8 protein-coding genes are annotated in these 13,391 nt (G+C 47.3%); 3 read left to right on the top strand and 5 right to left on the bottom strand.

Annotation, left to right across the window (positions count from 1 at the left end):
- Positions 1–15: 15 nt before the first annotated feature.
- From FS818_RS14820 to FS818_RS14810, 3 genes are all read right to left on the bottom strand, one after another.
- On the bottom strand, positions 16–435 hold the full coding sequence (locus FS818_RS14820) for a hypothetical protein (protein ID WP_145332946.1): 420 nt from the start codon (positions 433–435) through the stop codon (positions 16–18).
- Positions 436–774: 339 nt separating this feature from the next.
- Positions 775–2,901 (bottom strand): assimilatory nitrate reductase catalytic subunit NasC, encoded by a 2,127-nt coding sequence (gene nasC, locus FS818_RS14815; protein ID WP_145332945.1) that lies wholly within the window; start codon positions 2,899–2,901, stop codon positions 775–777.
- A gap of 41 nt (positions 2,902–2,942) precedes the next feature.
- Positions 2,943–5,249 (bottom strand): FAD-dependent oxidoreductase, encoded by a 2,307-nt coding sequence (locus tag FS818_RS14810; protein WP_145332944.1) that lies wholly within the window; start codon positions 5,247–5,249, stop codon positions 2,943–2,945.
- Between the two features lie 421 nt (positions 5,250–5,670).
- On the opposite strand from FS818_RS14810, the gene FS818_RS14805 reads away from it, so the two are divergent.
- Entirely contained in the window at positions 5,671–6,903 is a 1,233-nt protein-coding gene (locus FS818_RS14805) for a nitrate/nitrite transporter (RefSeq protein WP_145332943.1), read from the top strand.
- 82 nt (positions 6,904–6,985) lie between these two features.
- Here the strand turns inward: FS818_RS14805 and fabF are convergent, their stop codons facing one another.
- Positions 6,986–8,224 (bottom strand): beta-ketoacyl-ACP synthase II, encoded by a 1,239-nt coding sequence (fabF, locus tag FS818_RS14800; RefSeq protein ID WP_145333464.1) that lies wholly within the window; start codon positions 8,222–8,224, stop codon positions 6,986–6,988.
- A 148-nt stretch (positions 8,225–8,372) separates the two neighbouring features.
- Between fabF and FS818_RS14795 the strand changes: the two genes are divergently transcribed.
- Both FS818_RS14795 and FS818_RS14790 read left to right on the top strand, forming a co-directional pair.
- Positions 8,373–9,221, top strand: a complete 849-nt coding sequence (locus FS818_RS14795) for a helix-turn-helix transcriptional regulator (protein WP_145332942.1) — start codon at positions 8,373–8,375, stop codon at positions 9,219–9,221.
- Positions 9,222–9,295: 74 nt separating this feature from the next.
- The gene (locus FS818_RS14790; protein ID WP_145332941.1) at positions 9,296–9,970 is read left to right on the top strand and encodes a response regulator transcription factor; all 675 of its coding nucleotides are present in this window, start codon (positions 9,296–9,298) and stop codon (positions 9,968–9,970) included.
- A 22-nt stretch (positions 9,971–9,992) separates the two neighbouring features.
- Here the strand turns inward: FS818_RS14790 and FS818_RS14785 are convergent, their stop codons facing one another.
- Entirely contained in the window at positions 9,993–13,175 is a 3,183-nt protein-coding gene (locus FS818_RS14785) for a response regulator (RefSeq protein ID WP_186375496.1), read from the bottom strand.
- Positions 13,176–13,391 lie beyond the last annotated feature (216 nt).

The raw sequence follows: 13,391 nt of genomic DNA, 5'->3' as shown, positions 1-13,391 counted from the left end.
CTACTTCTGCTCTCCTTACCACAGACGTCCGGCTAGCATCGTGAAGCGGATAAAGGTCACATGAGCTCCATCCTCTATGTTCAGTGGCTGATCCAAATCTTCCAATTCTTCATCATTCAGAAATACTTTGTACAGCCCGTCCTCATAAGCAAGTATCGCGGCTTCCTTCGCTTCCCCAAGATCGGGAACGCCCTCGCCATGTATTGTGCCAAAACCCACTTTTCCCGCAGCACCCCGCGCGTCGATGTCTTGGGGCATCAGATAAGCAAGCATCCCCGCTGCGTCCTTTCTCTCTCGAAAAGCTTGCACCTGTTGTCCAACCATGTTCTCGATAAGCAGCCGAAGCGTGCTTGTTGTTTCCGGAAGTTCAGCGGCTTGTTTCGCAAGAGCCGGTTTGCGTTTGCCCAGACTTTTCACTGTAATCCATACATTCAACGCCGCATTCCTCCTTTCATGAATTCAATCAAAATCAATTCAAAAAACCATTTTATTACAAATATATAGATTCCTTATTCATCAACAGTTAATACCCTGTAATGGCATCTTGCAAAACAGAACAAATACGCACATATGTACCCCTAATGAACATCATAACGAAATTGCTCACCTCTTTCATGGGCCAATATTCATGTTTCCATCGAACCAACGAACTAGGGCGTGTGTTGAAACCCACTAAAGCCCGGTTGCACATAAAACGCAAAAAGCCGCTCCATCCCGCGAAACCTCATGAGATGGGCAGCAATTTATTTTTGGAACAATGCATTGATTAAATGGTTAGACCAGTCGTAACGGCTGAATTTTCACGGCCGCTGTCTTAAATCCAGGCATCCGGCAGAAGGGATCCAGATCAGGCCTCGTCGCCCGGTTCACATTTTGGATTCCACCCCAGTGCATGGGCACAAACAGCGTATCCTCGCGGATGGAAGCCTTGATTCGCGAACGGACCGTGAAGCTTCCGTAGGCCGACTGAACCTCTACCCACTCTCCGTCACGGATGCGATGGCGAGTTGCCGTTGACGGGTGCAGTTCCACAAAGTTCTCTAACTCACGAGCAGCAAGGGCTGGACTTCTGCGTGTTTGCACACCTGTTAGATAATGAGCGAGAATACGCCCATTCGTTAGAATCAAGGGAAAATCTTCCGAAACATCATCCCACCCTTGACTGGCTCCCGGAGTAAACGTAGCTTTTCCGTCGACATGGGCAAATCGTTCATGAAACAACATTCCCTCGCCCTGCTCTTCTACAGAAGGACAGGGCCAGTACACTCCTTGTTCATTTCGCAGCCGTTCATAAGTGATTCCATAATAATCCGCCACCCCGCCACGACTCGCAATTCGCAATTCATTAAAGATATCCTCAGCCTTCGCATATTGGAACAACGGACCTTTGCCCAGCTTCTCGGCAATGCGGCACAAAATGTCCCAATCGTCTAACGTTTCTCCCGGTGCAGACCTTCCTTGTTCCCGCAGGAGAACACGCCCTTCGAGATTCGTGAGTGTGCCTTCATTCTCCATATAAGCGGTTACGGGCAGTACAAGATCGGCCAATCTGGCCGTTTCAGACAGAAACATATCGGCTACGACGAGAAAATCAAGCTTTCGCAGACCTTCCTCTACCAAGCTTACATTCGGATTCGAAACGATCGGATTAGAACCCATTACAAGCAATGCGCGAATGTCCTGCTCATAGATACGTTCCATCATTTCATAAGCCGATACACCTTTGCCTGGCAAAAGAGCGGGGTCTACCCCCCAGACAGATGCTATATATGCACGGTCTTCCTCATTTTCAATGGAACGGTACCCTGGAAGCTGGTCGGCTTTCTGTCCGTGCTCCCGTCCCCCCTGTCCATTTCCTTGTCCGGTAATTGCCCCATATCCGCAACCCGTTCTGCCGATCTTTCCGGTTGCCAGCACCATATTCAGAAAATGCCTTACAGCCATGTGTCCGTCCGTCTGTTGCTCCACCCCGCGTGCCGTCATAATCATGCCAGTATGTGCCTCGCCATAAGCCATTGCCGCCTGACGGATCAAGTCCAGTTCGACCCCACATGCTTTTGCGGCCTGCTCAAGATTGAGACTTTCCATCTCCTGCACAAGCTGTTCATATCCGGTCGTACGTTTCTGAACAAAGCTGGAATCAGCTAAGCCCGCATCCATAATTACCTTCAGCATCGCATCGGCCAGCAGTGCATCCTTACCCGGTTTCACTTGGAGGTGAAGATCAGCAATGGCTGCCGTTGCTGTCTTGCGAGGATCAATCACGATAATAAACGTTCCATTTTCCTTCGCTTCATTAAAATACGGTAAGAGCGTTGGCTGACACTCAGCTACATTCGTTCCTGCCAGTATGATACATGCTGCTTTAGGGATGTCCGAAAGCGGAAACGTTAATCCGCGATCCATTCCGAAAACCTTGCTACCGGCAGAAGCTGCTGCTGACATGCAAAAGCGGCCGTTATAGTCGATGTACTTGCTGCCGAGTGCTACGCGGGTAAATTTTCCAAGCAAATATGCGGTTTCATTGGTCAACGATCCTCCGCCGTATACGCCTACGGTATCAGAACCATACGTCGTTTGTAGCTGTTGCAACCGATCAGCAATCGTCTGCATTGCTTCATCCCATGAGCACGGCGTCAGTTCTCCCTGACGGCGAATGAGCGGATACATCAGACGCTCGGAACTGAACACTTGCTGATGAGCATTCATCCCTTTCACGCACAGGCGGCCCTGCGAAGCCTTATTAGGAACGCCCTGAACCGTATACTCCGCCACTTTCTGACCCGCAACGGGAGCAGCAAGCTCTTCTACGGACATTTTGCATTGCACACTGCAATAAGGACATTGGGTCTCTTTTACATATAACCTCGACTTCGCTTGGTCTGTATTTACCGCGTCCATCATCATGCTCTCCTGCCTTTCCGGGTTATTCTTGTAAGCCTTCAAGCTTTCACCTGAGCAATGAGGTTTTCAAAAAGGGTCTCCGTTCCACGCTCAACATCCTTCTCGCGCTCCTGTGCGCGATTAAACGTAAGTTCTCGCTGGAATTGTGTATTCAAAAGCGTTTCCCGAATCGACATCACTCCCAGACGTTCAGTCCACATCCATAAAGGTTCATCAAACCAAGCCGTTTGTCGATACCATTGCAGACAGGCCGATGCGAGAAAGAACGCTTGTTGCTCTGATTCAGTTGTCCCGAGCAGGGAGGCCTCCTTCACCGGATGCCCGGCATGACCTCCGACGTAAATCTCCCATCCAGCCGGAGAAGCCTGCAGTCCTAAATCTGAAACCAGTACATTCAACGGGGATCGAGAACCCCAGGCAATAGCGATGTTCACTTCGGAAGGCATCGTTGCAGTTTTCCAATCGGCACGAAGTCGCGTCTCCAGATCGCTTGCAGTATTATTAGAAGCCAGTGATGGTACATTTCGCTCCGAATAGATGCGAACCATCTGATGATGTTCCTGCGCAAGTTTCCCTTGTAAATCTTCCGCTTCCAGTCCGTAAGGGTCTGTTTTCAGGTCTGTTATCACATCATTTTCTGCGGTGGACTGCATGAACCCTGATACACAAACATAATAGCGAATTGCAGGAAGACATGCCGGGCACCCGTGTTCCGAATGCCAGTTCAGCTCCTTCAACAGTGAATTGATCTGTGTGTCTTCCAACGGAATGACTCCAGATCCAACGTTCGAAATGTCTGCTTCTTTTTCATATGACTCAAGGATAACGCTCACCCGATGCTTCAGCTCTGCTTGGCTCATCTCCGTACAGTGACATACAGGGAGCGCGGCGGGTTCCTCCTTCGTACCGCCTGATTCAGGACTTGTGCTAACACCTCCATCAAGTTCCAGACGTTTAGCGTGTTTCAGCAGAGCGCCTACCATAGGTTTGCAACCACCGCATGAACCTGAAGCTTTGGTTTGTTGCTTCACTTGTTCTTCCGTTTCCAACCCTTGCTCCTGAATGGCTTTTAAGATCGTTGCTTTGGTTACATTGTTGCAAGCGCAGACCGTTTCCTGGCTTGGAAGAGCAACAGCTGCTGCTACTGCAGGATCTGGCGCATCTTCCTTGGAGGCAAGCTCAGCTACATCGGCTCCACGTTGTACCAGACCAAGGAGGGCCGTGCCCTCAACCGTGTTGCCAAACAAAATGGCACCTCTAACCTTGCCAGCTTGCATCAGCACTTTTTTATACGTGCCCTGAATGCCATCCAAGTGCTGAATCGCTGTTTGCATTCGGTCACCGCTGATTTCTCCTGCCGAGAAAACATCTACCCCCGATACTTTCAACTGAGAATAAGGAACAGAACCTGTATACCCCGGCACCTCCTGTCCGCACAATGTGCGCGCCAGCACCTTTCCCTGCTCATACAGCGGTGCTACCAGACCATAACTGATCCCCCGATGCTCTGCACATTCTCCCACGGCATATATATCAGGTACGCTGGTACGCATATGATCGTCAACCACAACAGCACGATGTGTAGCAATGCCGCTTCTCCTGGCCAAATCCACATTCGGTCGAATTCCGACAGCGACAATGACCAGTTGCGCCTCCAGTTTGGTTCCATCTGTGAAAAGCAGTCCCTGCGCTTGTGAACGTCCGGTAACTTTTTGCGTATTTTTATTCAAAAGAAAGGACATGCCCTGATCTTCAAGCTCACGTTGAAGCATCGCTGCAGCTTGGTAATCCAGTTGTCGATTCATAATATACGGTGCATTGTGGACCACCACCGCCTCCATCCCCAGATGCAACAGTCCCCTTGCAGCCTCCAGCCCAAGCAATCCGCCACCGATGACAGCCGCTTTGCGGTATTCTTTGGAGTAATCCGACATGCGAGTACAGTCATCAATGGACCGAAAAGACATTACACGCTCCTTATCGATGCCCGGGATTGGCGGAATAAACGGAGAAGATCCTGTCGCAAGGATCAATATGTCATATGTTTCCTTTTTGCCAGTTTCCGTCTCAATGAATTTCGTACGAGGGTCAATCCGCTGAACTGTCTCGCCTGTGCACAGCCGGATATTACGCTCCGCATACCAGGTCCAGTCGTTGATGATAATGTCTTGTATGGAATGCTCACCTTGGAGTACTTTGGATAACATAATTCGATTGTAATTGGGGCGAGGTTCCGTCCCGTAGATCACAATCTCATACATATCCGGCTCCAGGTTATTAATCTCTTCTACACATTTCACTCCAGCCATGCCATTGCCGATAACCACTAATTTCTTTCTACTCATGGGCCGCCCCCTATCCCTTTCTCCGATTGAAAACGCAATAACCCCTTTTCCTTATGGGGAAAAGGGGCACCATTGCCTCCGAGCTCTACACGCCATTGTGTAGATTCTTATTAAATTCAGATTAATTGAATTCAAAACATATGTCAATTAAATTGACATGAAATAATGAAAAATGGGTTATGGAATAATTATTTTAAAATTTAATGTTATTTTTGTTGACATTATATTTTTCCCTTTTTATAATTTGAATCAAAATCACAGCGATGTGATCATCTCAGAAGCGGGAACACAAAGAAGTGTACCGCCTGTCGGCAACGGGGCCGCAAATCGTTCTAATTCAGGACGGCTTGCGGCCTTTTTCTGCCCGAACGAAAACATAGAGACATAACAAAGAACCTACTTGGATGAGGAGCGATGAGGAATGGTAGAGAGCAAAAGTTTTTGGAAAAGCGGGCATAAGCCCACGCTGTTCGGAGCATTTATGTATTTTGACATCAGTTTTATGATCTGGGGTATGCTCGGTCCGCTCGCTGTTATTATTGCCATGGATTATCCGATGACCCCATTGGAAAAAGCGAATCTGGTCGCCCTGCCCATTCTCGGGGGCTCTATTCTGCGGCTGGTGCTTGGCTTCATGTCCGACTATATTGGTCCCAAATTAACCGCTCAAATCGGTATGTTATTCACCCTCGTTCCATTGTTATTGGGCTGGTTATGGGTGGATTCGCTCAGCCAACTGTATGTCGTAGCTCTTTTACTCGGCGTAGCGGGCGCTTCATTCGCAGCCGCGCTGCCGCTTGCAGGACAGTGGTATCCTAAAGAACATCAAGGTCTTGCCATGGGGATTGCCGGGGCAGGTAATAGCGGAACGGTTCTCGCTACCCTGTTTGCCAATCGTCTGGCCACTCATTTTGGTAGCTGGGAAGTTGTTTTCGGACTCGCGATCATCCCGATTGTTATCGTCTTTATCCTCTTTTCCATCTTCGCTAAAAACAGTCCGAATCGTCCAGAGCCTAAGAAGTTATCCCAGTACGGAACCTTGCTTAAGCAAAAAGATGCATGGGTCTTCTGTGCCTTCTATTGCGTCACCTTTGGCGGTTTCGTTGGACTGTGTAATTATCTGACCATTTTCTTTAATACCCAATATGGACTTTCTGCCGTTCATGCCGCCGACATTACGACGTTCTGTGTCATTGCAGGCAGCTTCTTCCGGCCTGTTGGTGGTTTTCTGGCGGATAAAATCGGCGGAACCCGGATGCTTACCTTCTTGTACTCCGGCGCCTGCATCATGCTTCTGGGTGTATCCTTCCTGCCGCCGCTTCCCGTAGTCATCGCCATGCTGTTCCTCGGTATGATGTGCCTTGGGGCCGGGAACGGTTCTGTATTCCAGCTGGTTCCACAACGTTTTGGCAACGAGATTGGCCTGATGACAGGTATCGTAGGTGCAGCCGGAGGTTTGGGAGGTTACGCTTTACCACTCATTCTGGGCCAACTTTACAGCACTTATCAATCTTACACGCCAGGATTTGTCATCCTCAGTCTCATCGCTGCCGCTTCGATGTGCCTTGTTCTCTTCATGCAATCCCGCTGGCGGGTAAGCTGGCTAAGCAGAAGTGGCAAAGGTATTGCGGATTCAACTTCCCTGACGTCTTGATTCCTTGCCTACACATGAAAACAGCGCAGCCATATTGGCGGCGCTGTTTGTTTTTATAATGCCCGTTTATCCAGCCATCTGCTCATGCTGAATATTTCTGAAGAATAATAACCGCATTATGTCCGCCGAATCCGAAAGAATTGGACATGCCCGTCTGCAAGACTGCTTCTCTCGCGACATTTGGGACATAATCCAGATCGCATTCGGGATCTTTCTGCTCCTGATTAATGGTTGGCGGTATGATGCCTTGTCGCAGCGTTTGAACGAGAGATATCGCTTCTGCTCCCCCTGCGGCACCAAGCATATGCCCTGTCATGGACTTGTTCGCTGTTACGGGGATATGATAGGCCAACTCACCAAAAAGCTGTTTAATCGCTCTCGTTTCAGAAAGATCCCCCGCCTCTGTGCTGGTCGCATGAGCGTTGATCACACCGATATCTTGAGGCTCCAGCTTCGCATCGCGCAACGCTGCCCTCATGGCAAGATAAGCTCCCCGACCCTCAGGATGGGTGGCTACCATGTGGTACGCGTCAGAGGTAGCTCCATATCCGATCACCTCAGCGAGAATATTCGCCCCCCTTGCCAGTGCATGAGACAGGGCCTCCACGACCAGAATCCCTGCCCCCTCTGCCATCACAAACCCGTCTCTGCCTGCATCAAAGGGCCGGCTTGCCGCTGTATAAGCTTCATTTCGGGTAGATAATGCTGTTGCATTGCCGAAACTCGCAAGCGATATTTCTGTGACTGCTGCTTCTGTACCTCCTGCAAAAATAACATCTGCTCCTCCGTGGCGAATCAGCCGGTACGCTTCACCAATAGCTGTGTTTCCAATGGAACAAGCCGTTACCGGAGAGAGCGTTGGCCCCCAGCATCCGAATCTCATACTAACGGTGGCCGCCGCCATATTGGATATCATCATCGGAACAAGCGTTGGACTAACCCGCGATGCTCCGCGTTCCGACAAGACACTGCCCTGATCCATCAAGGTCTGAATACCGCCTATACCTGAGCCAATATACACACCTACTCGCTCCCGGTCCAGCGATTCCAGCACTAGACCGGAATCCGATAACGCCTGATCTGCTGCCGCAACAGCAAATTGTACAAACCGATCCATACGCCTGGCTTCTTTGCGTCCGAATCTAGCTTCACCATCAAAATCACGAATCAATCCGCCCATTCTCGTTTTATACAAAGCGCTGTCCAGATGTTCAATCGGAGAAATTCCTGATCTGCCTTCCTTCAAAGCGCCCCAGAATGTATCTACATCATTGCCGAGTGGAGAAATTACTCCCATTCCTGTAATCACAACTCGTTCCATACTCATCCCGGTTTGTCCTCCTTGTAACGTTCTTCATTCAGTTTCCTGATGCTTATGCATTCATAGTGCCATTTCTGTATATCCTATTACAAGTTGTCATTTATCATAGTATAATGACTACCATGATAAACAGATTGAAGGTGATCCATTGAGTGATGTTATTCGACTACAGGCGTTATCCACTTTTTTGAAAACACAGCGTTCGAAACTCTCTCCGGAATCCGTTGGCTTGCCTGCCGGAGGCCGGCGAAGAACACCTGGTTTAAGAAGAGAAGAAGTCGCCCAATTAGCTAACGTTAGCACGACTTGGTATACCTGGCTGGAACAGGGACGAAGCATTCAGGTTTCACATGCTGTACTGGACAGCATTTCTTCTGCTCTCAGACTCACTGCAGATGAACGTAAATACTTGTTTTCTCTAGCTACGGAGCATTATTCGGATCTGCCCGTGCCGGAACCAGACACGCTTCAGCTTCACCCGTCATTGCAGAAAATCTTGCAGGAATTGCGCTATTGTCCTACCATTATCTCTGATCGGCGCTGTTTCATTGTCGGCTGGAATGAGGCTGCCGCACAAGTTTTTATGAACTTTGAACAGATCCCCTTAGAACAGCGGAATATGATTAGTCTGGTATTTGATCGAAAAGAGTTGCGCAGGCTTGCAGTGAACTGGGAGGACTTCGTCAGCGGATTTTTATCTATTTTTCGTGGCTATTATGGTCGTTATGTCGACGATGAATGGTATAATTTATTTTTGAATGATATGATGAATCGCCACCCTGATTTTCAAGCATTGTGGAAACAAAGCAGCGTAAGCAGTGCTCCTGATGTATGGATTGAATTCAGACATTCCAGAGCGGGAAAAATGTTGTTCGACCTGACCTCACTACAGATTCAAGGCAATTCCGATTTGCGATGCAGCATTTATACACCCGCACCAGAAACGGCAACAGAGCGTAAACTCATGCAACTGCTTGATCGAAGTAATGAATCCTGAACTGCTTACTTGCCAGGGAGAGCGACATCTATTACCTAACATACCTATATAACGTGGATTCAGAAAGGAACACCATGACTAAAGTGCTTATTATAGAGGACGACAACATGCTGGGCGACACTTTATCCCTGTATTTACAAGGTGAAGGCTACGAAGTAGATCGTGTGGACACCATCGGGTGTGCACTTTTGCAGCTTGAAACCAGACCAAATATCATTTTAATAGACCTGATGTTACCTGATTCAGGTGGGAAAAATCCATGCGCAATCATGCGTGAACATACCTCCCTACCGATGATTGTCATTTCTTCGTTAACTGAGGTGTCTGAACGTATTCGCTCCTTAACCGACGGCGCAGATGATTTTGTCTGTAAACCGTTCAGCATGCAGGAACTGAAGGCTCGCATCGAGGCTGTTTTACGCCGCTATGCTTTATTGGAAAACTCTGTAGTGACCGAAACGGAATCAGGGTTAAGCCTTGATGTGGCACGCAGGACCATTCTGTTAAACCATCGCAGAGTCGAAACGACGTTCTCCGAATTCGAGATCATGAAGCTGTTTGTGCTTAATCCTGGCAAAGTGTTCAGTCGGTATGCTTTAATTGAAGCCATTCGCGGAATAGATGCCTATATTAATGATCGGACCATTGATGTACATATTACGAAACTCCGCAAAAAAATTGAAGATAATCCGAAAAACCCCCAATATATTCAAACCATATGGGGGGTCGGGTATAAATTCACACCTTAGGCATAACCTCTGCTAGCCATCTTTACCATGGTAGTGACTCTGAAATATGATCAATTTCTTGCTGAACCCATTGCAGGCTGAGGGTCAACTCTACTTCCGAAGATGGATGAGACAAAAGCGATTCCAGATGCAGAACGGCCTGCAGCAGTTTCACAGCATGCAGGTGGGCTGCAACACCTTTGAGAGAATGTGTACTCCGTACAACATCATTCATTTGCTTTTGCTCAAGATAAATCTGCATTTTTTGCTCAAATCCGCTATATTCTAGAGCAAACTTATTCAACGCGTACTGCAAAATGTGCGGTTTGTTATCCATCTGTTTCAGGGCTTTATCCGTATCAATCCCCCTGATTTCATGCAAGCCCTTCAGATCGATCCAGGCTACCAGTACATCTTGGAGCTGTTGTTCATCAATCGGTTTCGTCAGAACAGCATTCATACCTGCCTCTATATATTCCTTATGATCTTTCTTCATGCTATTTGCCGTAAGTGCAATAACGGGTAAGTGATCGTACTGTCTCATCTGACGAATGTGTTTAACAGCTTCTAGTCCATCCATTAGCGGCATAAATAAATCCATCAAAATCAGCTTCCATGGCTGAACAGGTAGTTCGCTCAGTATCTCCTTTCCATTCTTCACCACTTTCACTTCAAAGCCAAGTTGCTGTAGCATCGCCCGAATGGCGATCTGATTGATCTCATGATCCTCTGCCACCAAAATGGCTCCCTGATTCATTCGATTTGATGACTCATCCTGATTTGTAATTCGGTTCAAATTCTGCACTTCTCCATCCTGCAATGTCAACAACGTTTCAAACAGCCCGACACGGGTAATCGGTTTAAACAAGAGTGCATTCGGATCAATCGAATTTTGCTTGCCTTCAAGAGCATTCTCACCAACCCCACGCGTATACCCTAACACCTGAATTCGGATATCCTTCAGCCGGTCCTTCAAACGCTCCCAGCTCGGTTCATCGTCTACAGGTTCCGTATCCATATCGAGCATGATCAAAAGAGAAGATGTTTCATCCCCCTCGTCATCATATTTATCGTTGCCCAGCACTTCTCGAACAGAAGAATAGATTCGAGGCCTGAGGCCAAATGAGCGCAACATCTGCTCCAGATTTTCCGCAACTCTTCTATCACTTTCCACAATCATCACATCATTCACTGCATATAACAAAGGGTAGGTTGGCAAGAAAGAAAGATCCTCTGTTTCTGTCAGTTCATACACCAACTCAAATGTAAACATGCTGTATTCACCAAGCACACTTTCTACTTGCAAACTTCCACCTAAAGAGGTGATCAGGTGGTAACAGATGACCAAACCCAAGCCAGAGCCTCCGTACCTTCGATAGGTCGATGGTTCGGCCTGACTGAAAGGAACAAATAAACGCTCCATCTGTTCGGGGGAGATGCCAATCCCGGTATCCTCTACCTCAAACCGAACTTCAACATGTTTATCCTCAAGTGTGAGCACTTCTGCATGAAATATGACATACCCTTCATCCGTAAATTTAATGGCGTTGTTAAGCAGATTAATAAGAACCTGTTCCAACCTGAACGGATCACCAATGACCGTTAAAGGCAGCTCGGGATCGGTATGAAAAATAATTTTAATATCCTTGTTACCGATAGCTGTACTGATCTGATCCGCCACTCGTTTAAATACATCTTCCAGAGAAAAGGGGACATTCTCCACATTAAACATACCTGCTTCAATTCTCGAAAAATCTAGAATATCATTGATCAACGCAAGTAAAGATTGTGAGGATACGGTGATCTTGCCAAGATAGTCCTGTTGCTGAGGAGTAAGATCTGTTCGTTGCAACAAGGAACTGAAGCTGGTAATACTGTTCAGAGGCGTACGCAATTCATGGCTCATCAAGGCCAGAAACTCACTCTTCGCCTGACTGGCTTTATCCGCCTTCACCCTGTGATATTGATCTGTCATATCTTGAAAGACAGCTTTAATTTGCTCACAGGAACCGGATGACTTGAGCGGATAAAGATGAACGCGAACATGCAATTCATCACTTTCTCCGATCCGGAAGGTCAATTCCGCTTCATGATTGGTTTTAGACGAGATAACCTTTTGCAAAACGGTAACCCAGCAATCTGATTTCTCCATCACGAGTAAATCTGCGAGCGCACGACCAATGACCTGTTGCCGATCCGCCTGAAGGACATCGAGAAATTTCTGGTTAATGGAGACGATGTTTCCCGCACCGTCCAATCCTGCAACCCAATTGGAGGACACCCGCTCCAGCAAACGATAGCGCTCCTCACTTTCCTGAATCCTTCGCCTGACAGCACGATGTTCTGTAATATCAAGTCCATACCCGATAACATACTTCACCATTTTGCCCTCCAGAAAAGGCCCGAGCTTAACCAGAGCATAGTTTCCTTTGTGCTCAATCTCGAAAAAAAAGTGTTCGCCTCTCCAGGCGCGGTTGAATTGTGTTTTCAAAAATTGAATTTTCTCCTGAGGCAGTGCGTTAATGGTTCCCAGCTGGAAGCTCTGCTCCAGACTTCGCATGTCCATACCCAGATGAGACAACATCTCCCCTTCGAGCAAAAGAAATTCAAACTTTCCGTTCAGCTTGTGCAGTTTAAATGTAAACCCTGGCTGTCTACGCAGCATCTCCAGCATTTCCTGCTCTTTTTGTACCACCAACTGTCTGTATTGATGATTCTGATTCAGGAAATAGATGAACAATACAATCAGAAGCATACATAGAATTTGAGACATTAAGGTAATCCCATGACTATAGGGTGACGCCGGATACGTCATGTACATCGTGAACTGATAAACCGCAATGAACAGGAACGATCCGGAAAACCATCGGAAAATAAATCGGTGTATATACTTGAAATTCAGGGATGCAGCTAATACAAACAAAAGCTCATACAAAGCATAATCAAGATTTTCAATGGACGGCCAAAACCCGGCATTAATTCTAAAAACCCACAAACCTGCAAAGGTAATAAACGCCGTTCCGCCTCCCCCATAATAAGCGGCGAGAAGGTATACAATGGATCTAAAGTTTAGCATCGTACCGTCATCCAATATAATGGAGAAGTAATATAACGCCGTACCTAACATGCTCATTGCTATCCCAATAATCAGGCGAGAGGTAAATGATGGCTTATGCCGATTGCTTAATTGATTCAGATAGTGATGAATGAGGAAGACGAAAATCAAAATTAAAGTAAAATTTAAAACAATATCACGTAGCAAAGTTCACCATCCAAGTTACGACTTCAGCGCTAATTCATTTATGAAAAAAGGTCCCATTGGCCGATTTTATCTCTGCAATAATCAAATCATATTACGAGCCCCCCCCCTTATTCAATTGCGGATATTGCCTTAATTCTCCACAATTCTACCTCCTTTCTTCTAACATTTACCCATCGATAC

This window comes from Paenibacillus xylanexedens (genome assembly GCF_007680605.1).
Taxonomy (GTDB): domain Bacteria; phylum Bacillota; class Bacilli; order Paenibacillales; family Paenibacillaceae; genus Paenibacillus; species Paenibacillus xylanexedens_B.
Note: the sequence above shows the minus strand (reverse complement) of the source record. Positions and strands in the feature narration are given on the sequence as shown.